The organism is Qipengyuania vesicularis (assembly GCF_019711415.1).
Classification (GTDB): Bacteria; Pseudomonadota; Alphaproteobacteria; order Sphingomonadales; family Sphingomonadaceae; genus Qipengyuania; species Qipengyuania vesicularis.
In genome coordinates this window covers 753,909-769,653 of the sequence record NZ_JAIGNJ010000001.1, presented here as the reverse complement: position 1 = coordinate 769,653, position 15,745 = coordinate 753,909, and the positions used below count along the sequence as shown (strand labels likewise).

At 60.8% G+C, this 15,745-nt stretch carries 14 protein-coding genes; 9 read left to right on the top strand and 5 right to left on the bottom strand.

Translation table 11 applies throughout. The features are described from left to right. Positions 1 to 62 precede the first annotated feature (62 nt). The 3 genes from K3146_RS03855 to K3146_RS03845 all read left to right on the top strand — a co-directional run bounded on the left by K3146_RS03855 (position 63) and on the right by K3146_RS03845 (position 2,357). A complete protein-coding gene (locus K3146_RS03855; RefSeq protein ID WP_221544856.1) occupies positions 63 to 653 on the top strand; it encodes a hypothetical protein in 591 nt (196 codons plus the stop codon). Between the two features lie 110 nt (positions 654 to 763). Further along, on the top strand, positions 764 to 1,621 hold the full coding sequence (locus K3146_RS03850; protein ID WP_221544855.1) for an AAA family ATPase: 858 nt from the start codon (positions 764 to 766) through the stop codon (positions 1,619 to 1,621). Positions 1,622 to 1,643: 22 nt separating this feature from the next. Further along, positions 1,644 to 2,357 carry a hypothetical protein gene (locus tag K3146_RS03845; protein ID WP_221544854.1) on the top strand — a complete coding sequence of 238 codons (714 nt, stop codon included), beginning with the start codon at positions 1,644 to 1,646 and terminating at the stop codon, positions 2,355 to 2,357. 37 nt (positions 2,358 to 2,394) lie between these two features. Here the strand turns inward: K3146_RS03845 and K3146_RS03840 are convergent, their stop codons facing one another. Both K3146_RS03840 and K3146_RS03835 read right to left on the bottom strand, forming a co-directional pair. Then, positions 2,395 to 3,816 (bottom strand): methyl-accepting chemotaxis protein, encoded by a 1,422-nt coding sequence (locus tag K3146_RS03840; RefSeq protein WP_221544853.1) that lies wholly within the window; start codon positions 3,814 to 3,816, stop codon positions 2,395 to 2,397. 147 nt (positions 3,817 to 3,963) lie between these two features. Next, a complete protein-coding gene (locus tag K3146_RS03835) occupies positions 3,964 to 5,364 on the bottom strand; it encodes a methyl-accepting chemotaxis protein (RefSeq protein WP_221544852.1) in 1,401 nt (466 codons plus the stop codon). A gap of 142 nt (positions 5,365 to 5,506) precedes the next feature. Between K3146_RS03835 and K3146_RS03830 the strand changes: the two genes are divergently transcribed. Continuing rightward, positions 5,507 to 6,688 carry a vWA domain-containing protein gene (locus tag K3146_RS03830; protein ID WP_221544851.1) on the top strand — a complete coding sequence of 394 codons (1,182 nt, stop codon included), beginning with the start codon at positions 5,507 to 5,509 and terminating at the stop codon, positions 6,686 to 6,688. Positions 6,689 to 6,692: 4 nt separating this feature from the next. Then, positions 6,693 to 7,535 (top strand): DUF817 domain-containing protein, encoded by an 843-nt coding sequence (locus tag K3146_RS03825; RefSeq protein WP_221544850.1) that lies wholly within the window; start codon positions 6,693 to 6,695, stop codon positions 7,533 to 7,535. Here K3146_RS03825 and K3146_RS03820 read toward each other — a convergent pair. Next, positions 7,526 to 8,728: an exo-beta-N-acetylmuramidase NamZ family protein gene (locus K3146_RS03820; RefSeq protein WP_221544849.1), complete on the bottom strand. Its 1,203-nt coding sequence runs from the start codon at positions 8,726 to 8,728 to the stop codon at positions 7,526 to 7,528. The two genes, K3146_RS03825 and K3146_RS03820, sit on opposite strands and share 10 nt — an antisense overlap. Further along, the gene (locus K3146_RS03815) at positions 8,725 to 9,267 is read right to left on the bottom strand and encodes a DOMON-like domain-containing protein (protein WP_221544848.1); all 543 of its coding nucleotides are present in this window, start codon (positions 9,265 to 9,267) and stop codon (positions 8,725 to 8,727) included. Before K3146_RS03815 ends, K3146_RS03820 begins: the two co-directional genes overlap by 4 nt. 32 nt (positions 9,268 to 9,299) lie before the next feature. Between K3146_RS03815 and tyrS the strand changes: the two genes are divergently transcribed. The 4 genes from tyrS to cysK all read left to right on the top strand — a co-directional run bounded on the left by tyrS (position 9,300) and on the right by cysK (position 13,284). Further along, a complete protein-coding gene (tyrS, locus tag K3146_RS03810) occupies positions 9,300 to 10,529 on the top strand; it encodes a tyrosine--tRNA ligase (protein WP_221544847.1) in 1,230 nt (409 codons plus the stop codon). 114 nt (positions 10,530 to 10,643) lie between these two features. After that, entirely contained in the window at positions 10,644 to 10,982 is a 339-nt protein-coding gene (locus tag K3146_RS03805) for a PilZ domain-containing protein (RefSeq protein ID WP_221544846.1), read from the top strand. Between the two features lie 158 nt (positions 10,983 to 11,140). Next, positions 11,141 to 12,367, top strand: a complete 1,227-nt coding sequence (locus K3146_RS03800) for an MFS transporter (RefSeq protein ID WP_247711074.1) — start codon at positions 11,141 to 11,143, stop codon at positions 12,365 to 12,367. Then, positions 12,364 to 13,284 (top strand): cysteine synthase A, encoded by a 921-nt coding sequence (cysK, locus tag K3146_RS03795; RefSeq protein ID WP_221544845.1) that lies wholly within the window; start codon positions 12,364 to 12,366, stop codon positions 13,282 to 13,284. Before K3146_RS03800 ends, cysK begins: the two co-directional genes overlap by 4 nt. 642 nt (positions 13,285 to 13,926) lie before the next feature. Here cysK and K3146_RS03790 read toward each other — a convergent pair. Then, positions 13,927 to 15,732 carry an acyl-CoA dehydrogenase C-terminal domain-containing protein gene (locus K3146_RS03790; protein WP_221544844.1) on the bottom strand — a complete coding sequence of 602 codons (1,806 nt, stop codon included), beginning with the start codon at positions 15,730 to 15,732 and terminating at the stop codon, positions 13,927 to 13,929. Positions 15,733 to 15,745: the final 13 nt, after the last annotated feature.

Sequence of the window (15,745 nt, the reverse complement as noted above, 5' to 3'; positions counted from 1 at the left end):
ATTTGCGCGGCCTGCGGCTCTGTGAGATATTCTCCCAACGATCCTGCAGGGAGATTGGCATCATGCGCAGCCTGAGTATTGCAATCGCCGCTTTGGTCACACTGGCCCCCGCCGCTGCCGTGTCCGAGGAAAAGGATGAGGAGTTCGTCATCCCGGGTGACCTCTGCAACAAGCTGGCAAAGGACATCGCGCAGCCTTTGGCCGGAGAGTGGGAAGCCGTGAACCGCGATGGAGGCGGTACGGTAGGATCGCGCGAGATAGGTCTTTCGGGCGAGGATGAGGAGGACATCGAGTTCGAGTATGGCGGGGACGGTGTGCTGGTGATGCTGGGCATCAACGACCAGGGCCCGCAACGGATGGAGCTGCAGCCACAGGAAATTGCCGAACACCTGCCGACCGACTTCCACATGAAGATCGATGGAAAGATCGAGGAAGTCGATGTTGCCGAGAAGCTTCCCTGCGACTGGGAGGACATGCCGGGCTTCATTGGTGACATCACCTACGACCTCTATGGCATGGGCACGATGAACATGAAGGTGATCACCAATTTTCCCAGCGAGAACCATGGCTTCGGCCTGCTCCACTTCACCGGGGACATGATGGGTCGCCGGATCGATGTCCTGCGTTACTTCTCCATGACCCGCGAGGATTAGCCGCCTCTTCCTGCAGTTTTCACAATGTCGGCCGCCATGCTGCACAACGCAGGTCTTGCCCTCATTCGGTCCACCCCCTAACGCACACGTAAAGTTGCAAGGGAAAACTCATGTCCGAACCCACCCGTTTCGAAGGTACCAGCTCCTACATCGCGACCGACGACCTCAAGGTCGCAGTCAACGCAGCAGTGACGCTCCGCCGTCCGTTGCTGGTGAAGGGCGAACCTGGCACCGGCAAGACGGTCCTCGCACATGAAATCGCCAAGGCCATCGATGCGCCGCTGATCGAATGGAATGTGAAGTCGACCACGAAGGCGCAGCAGGGTCTCTACGAGTATGACGCGGTGGCTCGCCTGCGCGACGGCCAGCTCGGTGACGAGCGCGTCCACGACATCTCGAATTACATCAAGAAGGGCAAGCTGTGGGAAGCCTTCACCTCGCCCGAGCTTCCCGTCCTCCTGATCGACGAGATCGACAAGGCCGACATCGAGTTTCCGAACGACCTGTTGCAGGAACTCGATCGCATGAGCTTCGATGTCTACGAGACGCATGAGCGGATTGAGGCCAAAGAGCGCCCGATCGTGGTCATCACCTCGAACAATGAAAAGGAACTGCCCGACGCTTTCCTGCGCCGCTGCTTCTTCCACTACATAAAGTTCCCCGACCGCGACACGATGCGCGATATCATCGAAGTGCACTTCCCCGACATCCAGAAGAACCTCGTCACCAAGGCGATGGAAATCTTCTATGAGCTGCGCGACGTCCCCGGCCTCAAGAAGAAGCCGAGCACGAGCGAGCTGCTCGACTGGCTCAAGCTGCTGCTGAATGAGGACATGCCGCTGGAAGTGCTGCAAGACAGCAACCCGAACAGCGCCATCCCGCCCCTGCACGGTGCGCTTCTGAAGAACGAGCAGGACGTGATGATGTTCGAACGCCTCGCCTTCATGGCCCGGCGCAATCCAAGCTGAGTTCTGGGAGGGTCAGGTCGCAATGTCAGGACGGTTTGCAAGCCATCGCCTGACGGTCATCCTCTTCTTCGCGACTATCGCCATCCTATTGGTGATGAGGGAGTATTTTCCCTCCGAACTGGCTATCCCGCTTCACGGCAGTGATATCCGGCCAGTGCTCCTGCTCGAGTTCGCCGACCGGCCCGGTCACTTGGTCCATATTTTTGGCGAGCAAGGTGATCCCCTGCGCGAGGCACGGGTGCGCGGGATGAATACTGGCAATGCCATCGATTATCTCCTGATGGTGTCCTACGGCCTGCTTATCTTCTCATTCTTCTCCTGCATGGCGCGGGAGTTGCAGCACCGGGGCTGGCTTATTTTCGGGGTTCTCGGCCTTGTCGCTGCAATGGCCGATGCAGTCGAGAACGCGATCATGTTTTCGATGGTGGGAGATTTCCTGAGCGGCGCCGACGTACTCGGAGAAATAGCATTCCTTCCCTGGTTCGTCTGGACGAAGTTCGGATTGCTTGCCGTAACCTGCGCGGGCGCCGCGATCGCCTTTGCCAAGTTGCGCCGCTGGGTCCTGATGGTGCTCTGTATTCCGGCACCACTGCTCATGATCCCCGGTGGGCTCGATCCCTTCGGGCTCGCACCCCTGGCGACCACTACGATCGCCCTGGGCTGGCTGGCGATGGCCATTCACGCTTCGACGCGTTGGTATGCAACACGCAGACAAGGAATGAACGGACTGGCCTGAAGTCCGGGCGCCTCGCGAAGACGGTCAGGTGTCGTAGTTATTGCTTCGGCCAGGCATTGTCGTCGAGGATATATGCCAGTTCGACATCGCCCCAGCGCTCGCCGGCGATCAGGATCGGGACATAGACTGTGCGTACGACGTAGAAGCCCGCATTGGCGGCCTCCTGCCGATGTACCGCCATGATATGCGGTGCATTGCTCGACTTGGCCCGTCGTTCTGAAACGCCAAGGATCTTGCGCCCATTCCTGCAAAAGACAGTGTCGTGTTCCAGATCACCGGTCGGCTTGCGCGATCGCTCGGTGGCGTGGGTCGGCATGAAGCCCTGTGTATCGGACAGGCCAAGCATCTTGATCGGTCGACCGCGCGAGAGGCAATCATCAATGATCGGTCGCCAGTTCTCGTCCGCCCATCTTGTGAGCGACGTCTGGTAGCGGACCGGGTTGCTGCCGGGAATCTCGACGTAATCCTGGTCGAAGAGAGCCGAACGCTGGAGCCTTCCTTCTGCAATCGCCTGTTCAGTGACGGCCCTCACTCTCTCGGCATACTGCGTGGCGACATCGATCATCGCGCTGTCCGACGGCGACAGTCCCGAGCTGACGACGGTATCGAACATGTCGCTGGCAGTGCCTTCGAGTGCGCGCATGCGCTCGACCGATCGACCGAGGCTTTCCTCATTTTGGCGGGCTGCAGCATCAAAGCTGTCCAGCACGCCCCGTACCCGGTCGACATGAGTGCTGATCGTGGTCGTCGAGCGCGTGATCTGGTCGTTCTGCTTGTCGAGCTCCTCCACCAGATCGCCGACGCCCACGATCGAGCGCTCGATCTCGCTGACGGACTGGCGGGCACCATCGCTGGCGTTCGTGCCTATATCGATCCGTTCGATGACGTTCGCCGCTTCGAGACCCAGTGCCTCTACCGTTTCAGTGATCTCGTCGGTGGCCCTGCGCGTATCGCTGGCCAGCGCTTTGACTTCGCCGGCCACGACCGCGAATGTCCGGCCGGCTTCCCCCGCCCGCATTGCCTCGATGGTCGCGTTGAGGGCTAGGATATTGGTCGTTTCGGCAATCTGCTCGATATCCTTCGCGCTACGCCGCACCTGGTCCATGGCCGCGGCGAAGCCGGTGACATGGTGGGAAAGCGTTTCGACGAGTTCGAGCACGGAATTGATCTTGCCCAGCGAGGACTGGATCAGGCTGGTGCCTTCCCCCAGATGCACGATGGCTCGTTCGGACAGCAACCGCGCTTCGTCGCTCGCTTGCGCTACGCGATCCTGATCCGCTTCAAGTTCCGAGATGGTCTGCGCGAGTTTCGCATGTTCACTGCGCAGGTTCGCGGAGGATTGGCTCACCGCATCGATGATACCTGCAACCTCGCTGCACCCTAGCGCAACCTTCCCGCAGCTTTCGGGAATATCTTCCAGGATCCGCGCGGTGTCTTTCTCGAAAGGTGCAATGTCCAAGAGCTACTCCAGGATTTCTTCGCGACCCTGATCTCGTAACCGAAAATGGTTAACCGAGGTTTGACCATCCTTTGCGGATTTCAGCCGATGGAATGCCGACGGAACGGAAGGGCATTCTTGCGGGCGAAGCTGCAGTGGCTCCCTGCCCTAGCCGAGCGTATATGCCAGTTCGGAATCTCCCCATCGACGGCCCTTGATGACGAGAGGTACATAGACGTTGCGAACCACGACGTAGTTCTTCCCGTCACCCTCCTGGCGATAAACCGCCATCATGTAGTCGTCGGAGTTCTGCTTTGCCTTCTTATCGATAGGCTCGAGAATGATGCGCCCGTTGCGGCAATAGTTCGTGTCATGGGTGAGATCGCCAGTGGGCTTGCGCGATCGCTCGGACACATGGGTCGGCAGGAAGCCGTTCATGTCGGCAGGCGAACACATCTTCACCGGCCCGCCTTCGGCGACGACGGCATCGATCACCGGGCGCCATTTGCGGTCCGCCCAATCACTAGCCTTGCTGCGATAGAGCTGAGGATTGGTGCCTGGAACTGGGACGTATTTGTCGTCGAACAACTCGTCGAGAGTAAGCTCGCCACTGTCGATCGCCTCTTCGGCGATACGGGCGAGGTTGGCCGCGTGATTGACGGCCCGCTCGACGAGCTGGCTGTCCTGCGGTGAAAGCCCGGCCTTGACGATGCGATCGAACATCTCGCTCGCAGTCAGTTCCAGCTCTCCGATCCGCTCGTGCGCGGTTTCGAGCCGCTGCTCGTTCTCGTTGGCAGCACGGTCGTAGCTGTTGAGGACCGAAGAAACGCGGTCGACGTGTTCGGTCATCATGCCCGTAGCGCGCGTGATCTGGTCGTTCTGCTGGTCGACTTCTTCCACCAGCTGGCTCACGCCGGAGATGGTGGCATCAATGCTGGCAACCGAGGTCTTGGCTTCGTTGGAGGCCTTAGCACCGGCTTCGATGCGCTCGATCACCATCGAGGCTTCGCTGCCGAGCGTTTCGATTACGTCCGAAATCTCGTCGGTGGCCTTTCGGGTTTCACCTGCCAGAGTCTTCACTTCATTCGCCACGACGGCAAAGGTGCGTCCCGCCTCGCCAGCGCGCATTGCTTCGATCGTAGCGTTAAGGGCGAGGATATTGGTTGTCTCCGCGATCTGCTCGATGTCCTGCGAGCAGCGCTTCACCTGGTCCATGGCCGCGGCAAATCCGGTCACATGCGTGGCCAGGGTCTCGACGAGGTCGAGGAGATTGGTGATCTGCGATAGCGACGACTGGATCTGCGCCGTACCCTCGTTGAGGCGTTCGATTGCGCGGGCGGACAGGATGCGCGCCTCGTCGCTGGCTTCGGCAACCTTGCGCTGGTCTGCTTCCAGTTCGCGGACGGTACCCTGCAGTTCGATATGCTCGGCACGCAGGACGCCCGAACTATCGAGAACTGCCTGGACGATGCCGGCAACGTCGGAACAGCCGACAGTTACCTTGCCGCAGGCTTCGGGAATGCGATCAAGAGCCGATGCTCCCCGTGCATCGATTGCGCTCAATTCCATTGTCGTGTGACCCCTCGTTGGTCTTTTCTGGGTCCACCTCCTAGGCAGTAATGGTTAGCGACACGTTAAACCTGTCCCTATTTCCCATCTGACGCGCGCGCAGGGACTGGCGCAGAACCGCGCTGCGCGATAGGGCTATTCCATGTTCTTCAATTTCGTCGACGAGCTGCGCGCCGCAGGTATTCCCGCAAGCTTCAAGGAGCACCTCACCCTGTTGGAGGCGCTGGACAAGGAAGTGATCGGCCAATCGCCCGAGAACTTCTATTACCTTAGCCGCGCCACCTTCGTGAAAGACGAGGGCCTCCTCGACCGTTTCGACCAGGTCTTCTCCAAGGTCTTCAAGGGGATCATGACCGATTATGGCCAGAATCCGGTCGATATTCCGGAAGATTGGCTGAAGGCCGTCGCCGAGAAGTTTCTCTCCGAGGAAGAGATGGCGAAGATCAAGAGCCTGGGCGACTGGGACGAGATCATGGAAACGCTCAAGAAGCGGCTCGAGGAGCAGGAAAAGCGCCACCAGGGCGGCAACAAGTGGATCGGCACGGGTGGCACCTCTCCCTTCGGCAATTCGGGCTATAACCCTGAAGGCGTGCGCATCGGCGGGGAGAGCAAGCACAAGCGCGCGATCAAGGTGTGGGACAAGCGCGAGTTCAAGAACCTCGACAACACGAAGGAACTCGGGACCCGCAACATCAAGATGGCGCTGCGCCGCCTGCGCCGTTTCGCACGCGAAGGTGCCGCAGACGAACTCGATCTCGATGCCACGATCGAAGGTACGGCAAAGCAGGGCTGGCTCGACATCCACATGCGGCCGGAGCGGCACAATGCGGTTAAACTGCTGCTGTTCCTCGATGTTGGCGGATCGATGGACCCCTTCATCAAGGTAACCGAAGAGCTCTTCAGCGCCGCGACCAGCGAGTTCAAGAACCTTGAGTTCTTCTACTTCCACAATTGCCTTTACGAAGGCGTGTGGAAGGACAACCGCCGCCGCTGGCAGGAGCGGACCAAGACCTGGGACGTGCTCCACAAATACGGGCATGACTACAAGATCGTCTTCGTCGGCGACGCGGCGATGAGCCCCTATGAGATCACCCACCCGGGCGGCAGCGTCGAGCATATGAACGAGGAGGCCGGCGCCACCTGGATGCAGCGCGTGGTCAACACCTATCCCGCCACTGTCTGGCTCAATCCCGTGCCCGAAAAGCAATGGGGCTACTCGCAGTCGACCAAGGTGATGAAGCATCTTGTCAACGACCGGATGTACCCGCTCACGCTCGACGGGCTGGACGATGCCATGCGCGAATTGAGCCGCAAGCAGGGGTGAACGGTTGAAGCACACACGCTTCGAGGCAATCCGGCAGCGCCTCGAGTCCTTCGATCCCGGCAGCGGATGGCGACTGTGGCTCTACGAATTCCTGCTGTTCGGGTTCAAGCAAGGCTGGGCCTGTCTCTTCGGCGCACTATTGCTGGCCCTTCTGCTGGCAACCCATCTCTTCTATCCCGACGACGCTCTCCTCCACCGCTACGATTTTCTCACTCTAGCTGCGATTGCGATACAGGCCGGGATGCTGCTGTTCCGGCTCGAGACCTGGGACGAGGCCAAGGTAATCCTGATCTTCCATATCGTCGGGACGGTGATGGAGCTGTTCAAGACGGCCGCGGGGTCGTGGATCTACCCTGAAGACAGCTTCCTCCACATCGCTGGCGTCCCGCTATTTTCCGGCTTCATGTATGCCAGCGTCGGCAGCTATATCGCGCGCGTCTGGCGCATCTTCGATTTTCGTTACTCCGGTTATCCTGCGCGCTGGGCGACCTACGCCTTGGCAGTGGCCATCTACGTCAACTTCTTCGCCCATCACTGGCTGCCCGATATCAGGCTGGCGCTTTTCGCGCTCACTTTCTGGCTATTCCGCCACACGAAGGTCCATTTTCGCAACTGGCGCGTCCATCGCTGGATGCCGCTGCTGCTCGGCTTTCTGCTGGTGGCGGTGTTCATCTGGTTCGCGGAGAATATCGCGACCTTCGCCAATGCTTGGAACTATCCCGGGCAGGAAGACGGCTGGGAGATGGTTTCGGTCGCCAAGCTGGGCAGCTGGTACCTCCTTATGCTCATCAGTTTCGTGTTGGTGAGCTTGGTCTCGCCAATCAGAAAACCGCCTGATCAGCTGTAGATCAGGTGCGGCGCAATGGTTTCGCGCCACTGCTGTTCGTCGGCTCCGGCAAGATCGTCGAGATCCTGCGGGTCGGCTTCAGCATCGTCGACCCATTCGCGCAGCGAGGGCCCACCGTTGATGACGTCGATCGCGAGCCGGTCGAACTCGTATTCATAGGGAAAGTCGCGCCAGATTTCGTAATCCGGATAAAGATTGCGGATCGCCTTGAAAGCGAGCGCTTGCAGCCGCCATGGCTTGAATTCGTGATGATCGTAGAACGGACCTTCTGCGTGGATCATCAACCCGTTGCAGAGCGTTCCTGCGTGCTTGTGGAAGGTCGGTTCGAACCAGCATTCGCGCAAATGGCAGCCGCGCAACCAGATGGGTGCTAGCCGGTGCATTTCTTCGCGCACCGCAAGTGCATCGACATCCGGGGCGCCGAACAGGACTTCGAGGGGGCGGGTCGTCCCCCTGCCCTCGCTCAGCGTGGTCCCCTCGAGCATCACCGTTCCGGCATAGGCCCGCGCCATGTTGAGGTTTGCGGCATTGGGGCTCGGATTGATCCAGACGCGTTCCTGCGGCCAGCCAAAGCCGGGTGACTTGCCCGGCTTCCAGCCCTCCATCTCGATCACCTTGTAGTCGACGTCCAGATTGAAGTGCTCGACGAACCAGTGGCCCATTTCGCCCATGGTCATGCCGTGCCGCATCACCATCGGCCCTGCACCGACGAAGCTTTCCTGCCCTTCGAGCAGGAGCGTGCCTTCGACCGGGCCGCCTGCCGGGTTGGGCCGGTCAAGAACCCAGACCGACTTGCCTGACTTCGCTGCTTCCTCCAGCAAGTAGAGCAGCGTCGTCACGAAGGTGTAGATGCGGCAACCGAGATCCTGGAGGTCGTAGAGGAAGACGTCGGCAGTCGACATCATCTGGCCGGTCGGGCGGCGCACCTCCCCGTAGAGACTGAAGACCGGTATGTTGTAGCGCGGATCGGTCTCGTCTGCGGTCTCCACCATATTGTCCTGCTTGTCGCCCTTGAGGCCGTGCTGCGGTCCGAAGGCGGAAGTCACGTTGATCCCACGCGCGATCAGTGCATCGAGAGAGTGGTCGAGCTGTGCCGTAACCGAAGCGGGATGGGCGATCAGCGAGACGCGCTTGCCTTCAAGCGGGGCGCGCAATTCGCTGTCGGTGATCAGGCCGTCTATGCCGAATTTCATGCGGTTGTCGGTGCATCAAGCCGCGCGGTGAAGCAAGCCGGATCGTGGAAATCGGGCTCATCCTGTGGATGACCGAGCGCCCAGAAGCTCTTGATCCCGCCTTCTTCCTCAAGAACGCAGGTCAGACCCGCTGCGCATTCGCCATCCGGCAGGGCTGCAGCGGGGATCGCCGCGTCGAATATCGCAAAGCTGCTACCCTGACGCATGGTGCATTCGGGCTCTCGGGGGACCGGCCGGTCGGTCATCCCGTCGCGGCGGGAAGTGAAGTTGTAGGCCGCCCAACGCTCCGATGGCGAGAGGTTGAACTCGATATAGGCATCCTTGCCCTCGGGCTTGAGGAACAGCTCGAAACATGTGGTGCGCCACAGCTCGTCAGCCCTGCCCTTCCCGGCAAAGCCTGGGACCATGAGCTTCCCGGATCCCTCAATCCGCCAGCGCAACCGCAACCAGTTTTCGTCGCGCGAAACGATCCGCGCCGCAACCGAGGTCACCTCCAGCGGCGGATAGGCCGGGTGGGGGACAAGTTCATGCGTTTCCAAAGCCGAATCCCCATGCTAGCGGGCGCTCCATCATGAGCACCTACCAATCCGATCTCCTGCGTCTGCTCGAAGAGCGCGGCTATATCCACCAGATTACCGATGCGGAGGGACTGGACGCCCTTGCCGCGCGACAGATCGTGCCGGGATACATCGGTTTCGACGCCACCGCGCCCAGCCTGCACATCGGGAGCCTGGTGCAGATCATGATGTTGCGCCGCCTCCAGCAGGCCGGCCACAAGCCGATCGTGGTGATGGGCGGTGGCACGACCAAGGTGGGCGATCCTTCGGGCAAGGACGAAAGCCGCAAGATGCTCACCAATGACGGCATCGAGGCAAACATTGCGGGCATCCGCCAGGTGTTCGAACGTCTGCTGACCTTCGGTGACGGGCCGACCGATGCGGTAATGGTCAACAATGACGAGTGGCTGAGCCAGCTGGGCTACATCGAGCTGCTGCGCGATGTCGGTCCGCATTTCACGGTCAACCGCATGCTGACCTTCGATTCGGTGAAGCTGCGGCTCGAGCGCGAACAGCCGCTGACCTTCCTCGAATTCAACTACATGATCCTCCAGGCCTACGACTTCCGCGAGCTGGCGCAGCGATATGACTGCCGCTTGCAGATGGGCGGCAGCGACCAGTGGGGCAATATCGTCAACGGTATGGAATTGGCCAGGCGCATGGACGGGAGCGAGCTGTTCGGACTCACCACACCGCTGCTGACCACTGCAGATGGTTCGAAGATGGGCAAGACTGCCGCCGGGGCTGTCTGGCTCAATGAAGAGCAGCTTCCGAGTTACGACTTCTGGCAATACTGGCGTAATGCCGACGACCGCGACGTGGGCCGCTTTCTGCGCCTGTTTACGGACTTGCCGCTTGACGAAATCGCCCGTCTCGAATCGCTCGAGGGTGCGCAGATCAACGATGCCAAGACCGTGCTGGCGAACGAGGTCACGGCGCTGGTCCGCGGGCGCGACGCGGCGGAAATGGCCGCACGAACCGCAGCAGAGACTTTCGCCGGTGGCGGCGCTGGTGAAGACCTGCCTGCGATCGATGTCGGGCCTGAAGGAATGCGCATCGGCGCGGTCCTGACCGCGCTCGGCTTCACCGCTTCCAATGGCGAGGCGAAGCGCAAGCTGGCCGAAGGCGCGGTGAAGATCGATGGCGAGGCCGTGTCCGATCCGGGCCACTTGGTGGAGGTCGCCGAAGGCAGCGAACTCAAGCTCTCGCTGGGCAAGAAGAAGCACGCCATCATCCGCCGCTGATCGGCCTCGGGACAACGCGCTTTTCGACGATCTTTCGACCCGGTTTACCAAATATTCGGCTTTCTGCGCGAATAGGGGGACGGTCTTGAGAACATAGAAAAGGGTTCACACCGCATGAGCGCCGGAGCACAACTCAGCGTCACCGATCAGCGCCGCATGGCGCGCCACCCGGTCGACCACCCGGTCATTGCCGAGCATTACGGCAAGGGTGATATGCGCATGCATATCGCGAATATCTCTGCGAACGGCTTCATGATCGACGATGCGGAGAACATCGCACGCGGCGAGCGCGTCGTGGTGCGGCTGCCGGTTATCGGACGGATCGAAGCCTATTGCATCTGGTGCCGCGACAATCGCGCGGGCTTCCAGTTCGAGCGTATCATCCGCGTCGACGATTTCCTTTCGCTGATCGACACGATCCAGCCCAATCCGCGCCTGCGGAAGATGCGCTGAGCGCCAACATTCGTTTCTAAACGAGCAAGCAGGCGTCTCTTCACAAGCGAAGGGGCGCCTGCCATGCGTTTGGGGTGACGTCCGACACCGCGCCCTCCCCCGAGACATCGCCGCTTAGGATAGCAAACTTCCGAGCCTACTGGATTTCGCGCCTCACGATGACGCTGGCGCAATATGCGATGATGCTGATCATCGGGTGGCAGACGTACAATATCGCCCGCGATGGCGGCATGGGTGTGGCGGAGGCTTCGGGCCAACTCGCCCTGATCGGCCTCCTGCAATTCGTCCCGCTTTTCCTGCTGACGCCCTTCTCCGGCTGGGCTGCCGACCATTTCGACCGACGCAACCTCGGGCGCCTCATGGTGGCCCTGCAGCTCGTGTGTGCTGCCCTGCTTGCCTGGCTGACGTGGAGTGGAACGCTCAGCCTGCCGTGGATCTTCGGGATCGCGGTGCTGCTCGGAGTTGCCCGCGCCTTTGCTGGCCCTGCATTCTCCGCGCTCGCCCCAAATCTCGTCCCCAAGGCGATCCTGCCCAACGCGATCGCGCTGTCGAGCATATCTTGGCAGGTTGGGATGATCGTGGGACCTGCGCTTGGCGGCTATCTTTACGCGGTTCTCCCCGCCCTGCCTTATGCCGCAGCGGTTGGGCTGTTCCTCGTTTCGATCACCTCGCTCTCCTTCATCGGCAAGGTCCCGCAGCCGCCGCGCCCGCAAAACCAAAGGCCAATTCATGCCATGGTCGAGGGCGTGCGTTACGTGGTGCGCAACAAGATGGTGCTTGGCGCGATTACACTCGACCTGTTTGCGGTATTCCTTGCCGGGGCGACGGCGCTCTTCCCGGTCTATGCGCGCGATATCCTCGAGGTCGGCGAGACCGGCCTTGCTCAGCTCGCCATGGCTCCTGCCGTCGGGGCAGCGATCACGGCGCTCTACTTCTCCTTCCGTCCGCTCAAGACCAACGTCGGACCCAAAATGCTCTGGGCGGTGGCCATATTCGGCCTCGCCACCATCGTCTTCGGTTTCTCGACATCGATGCCATTGAGCCTCGCCATGCTCTTCATCGTCGGTGCGGCGGACATGTTCAGCGTCTATATCCGCCAGTCGCTGATCCAGCTGCATACGCCTGACGAGAAGCGCGGCCGGGTCTCTTCGGTCAGCCTTCTGACCATCAGCGCCTCGAATGAATTCGGTGACTTCTTTTCCGGCAGCCTCGCCTATGCGATAGGTCCGGTAGCAGCAGTGGTTACCGGCGGCGCAGGCGCCATCGTGACCGTTGCGGCATGGACGAAACTATTCCCGGTTCTCAGGACCACGCGGACCTTCGATCCGCCTGAAGAATTACAAGAACGACCCCCAGAGGAAAAGCTCCAGGAGCAGATGCCATGAAAGCCCAATCCGTACTCGAAACCATCGGCGGCACCCCGCATATCCGTCTCGCGCGCCTCTTCCCCGATCACGAGGTCTGGGTGAAGAACGAGCGCGCCAATCCCGGTGGATCGATCAAGGACCGTATCGGGCTTGCCATGGTCGAGGATGCTGAAAAGGCGGGCAAGCTGAAGCCCGGCGGCACGATTATCGAGCCGACCAGCGGCAACACCGGGATCGGCCTTGCCATCGCCGCTGCGGTGAAGGGCTACAAGCTGGTGCTCGTCATGCCCGAGAGCATGAGCCTCGAACGCCGCCGCCTGATGCTGGCCTATGGCGCTACCTTCGACCTCACGCCCAAGGAAGGCGGGATGAAGGCCGCCATCGCGCGCGCAGAGGAACTGGTCGAACAGACCGAAGGCGCATGGATGCCCAGCCAGTTCGACAATCCGTCCAATTTCGAAGTCCACAAGCGCACCACGGCGAAGGAAATCCTCGCCGACTTCTCCGACAGCCCGATCGACGTGATGATCACCGGCGTCGGCACCGGCGGCCACCTCACCGGCTGTGCCGAAGTGCTGAAAGAGACGTGGCCGAGCATGAAAGCCTATGCGGTGGAACCGACCCTCTCCCCGGTCATCAGCGGCGGCCAGCCCGGCCCCCACCCGATCCAGGGCATCGGTGCGGGCTTCGTCCCTGAGAACCTGCACACCCAAGCCATCGACGGTGCCATCCAGGTCGAGCCGGAAGATGCTAAGGAATGGGCCCGCAAATGCGCGGCGACCGAGGGCTTGCTGGTCGGCATCTCGAGCGGTGCGACGCTCGCGGCGATTGCTAAGAAGCTGCCGGAGCTCGATGCGGGCACCCGTGTCATGGGCTTCAACTACGACACGGGCGAGCGGTATCTCTCGGTGCCGGATTTCCTGCCGACGGAGTAAGGGAATACTGAACGACAGCTAACGACCCGATTGCGGCCATTCAGATGTTCGGGCATCTGCCTCCGAGTGAAGAAACCGCCCTCCAAGTCTGAGCGCATGGAAATTCGCAAAGAGATTGGCAACCGGTCTATTCCCGGTCCAAGTGTGCCGCCTACGCATCGTGGGCCGGATTACCTTACCGCTCACGTGTGTTTCGAGTGCCGAAAGTCTTGGAAACTGTCCGAAAATAGCGCGGCCATTTGTCCTCAATGCGCAGAACCAGCACACTGCATGGGCAGAGCGTTTAAGGCACCGAAGAAATCGGACATAGAGCAATGGAAAAAAGTCGAGAGGCTTTGGAGTGCTGGCTTTCGATTTTTTCCCAACACTGGTTGGCGAGATGTCGAGCCGTATCCCGAGCGTCTGAAGGATGTCGAAGAGTTCGTTCGGCAAAACCCGAACCATCCATTTCGAGTTCAGAGCTAACGTCCGCTTTCCACCCATTTGCAGACATCCCATTTTCCTACACGCCCCACCGACGCTAGCCTCGCATCGGCTCTTTCAATCCCGAGTATCACGGCAAAACGCGGGATGCCCTATGGAAGGGGTACCCCGCGTCTCAAACTCGTCAATCGGCCAGCAGCGTGATGCTGCGGCTTGGACTTATGCGGCCGTAGCGAACGCGTCCTCGCCCAGTGCCATCAGGCTGTCGCTGCCTGCTTCGAGCTTGCGGCGCAGGGCGCCGGCGTCGGGCAGGTAACGATCCATGTAATAGCGCGCCGTGGCGAGCTTCTGTTCGTAGAACGCCTTCTCGTCGCCCGCGCTGCCGACCTTGGCGGCGGCGACCTTGGCCATCTTCAACCACATCAGGCCGAGCGTCACGATGCCCATGATGTGCATGTAGTGATGCGCGCCCGCGCCGAGGTGGTTCGGGTTTTGCATCGCATTGTTCATGAACCACATGGTCGCAGCCTGCTGCTGGCCGAGCGCCTTTTCGAGCTGCTCTGCCATGTCCTTCAGTTCGTCGACCTCCTTGGCCGCGGCGATTTCGTCGCCGACGTGCTTGAAGAAGGCCTGGATCGCAGCGCCGCCCTTGCTGGCAAGCTTGCGACCGCACAGGTCCATTGCCTGCACGCCATTGGTGCCTTCGTAGATCTGGGCAATGCGGGCATCGCGGACGAACTGGCTCATGCCCCATTCCTCGATGTAGCCGTGGCCGCCGAAGACCTGCTGCATGTTGGTGGCGACTTCATAGCCCTTGTCGGTGCCGTAGCCCTTGATGACCGGGGTCATGAGGCCGAGCAGCATGTCGGCTTCCTCGCGCTCTTCCTCCGTCTGCGCCTTGTGCGTCAAATCGACGAGCAGGCCGCCCCACAGGGCCAGTGCACGCATGCCTTCGGTGAAGGACTTGGCGTCCATCAGCATACGGCGAACGTCGGGGTGGACGAAGATCGGATCGGCCTGCGCTTCGGGCTCTGCCGGACCGGTCAGAGCGCGGCCCTGGCGACGGTCGAGCGCATAGGCGACTGCGTTCTGATAGGCGACTTCGGCCTGGCTGAGGCCCTGGATGCCGACACCAAGACGCGCGGCATTCATCATGATGAACATGGCGGCGAGACCCTTGTTCTCCTCGCCGACCATCCAGCCCTTGGCGCCGTCGTAATTCAGCACGCAGGTCGAGTTTCCGTGGATGCCCATCTTGTGTTCGATCGAGCCGCACATCACGCCGTTGCGCTCGCCCGGAGTGCCGTCCTCGTTCACAATGAACTTGGGCACCACGAAGAGCGAAATGCCCTTGGTGCTGTCGGGCGCGCCCGGGGTCTTGGCGAGGACGAGGTGAATGATGTTCTCGCTCATGTCGTGTTCGCCGGCCGAGATGAAGATCTTGGTCCCGGTGATCGCATAGGAGCCGTCGCCATTCGGCACCGCCTTGGTGCGGATCATGCCGAGATCGGTGCCGCAATGCGGCTCGGTCAGGTTCATGGTGCCGGTCCATTCGCCCGAGACCATCTTCGGCACATACATAGCCTTCTGCTCTTCCGAACCCTTGGCCACCAGCGCCGAGATCGCGCCATTGGTGAGGCCCGGATACATGCCGAAAGCCTGGTTGGCACCAGAGATGAATTCTTCCATCACGAAGCCGAGAACATGCGGCATGCCCTGCCCGCCGAACTGTTCGTCATGGGCGATCGTGCCCCAGCCTGCCTCGCGGAACTGGTCGAAGGCTTCCTTGAAACCCGGAGGGGTGGTGACCGAGCCATCGTCATTGCGCACGCAGCCATGCTCGTCGCCAATGCGGTTGAGCGGTGCGAGAACTTCGGCACAGAACTTGCCACCTTCGTTGATGACCGCGTCGGTCACATCGTCGGTCGCCATTTCGAAACCGGGCAGGTTTCCGTAGCTGGCAAGTTCCAGCACTTCGTTGATGATGAAACGCGTATCGCGGGTGGGTGCGGTATAGGTGGGCATTGTTTGTCCTTGG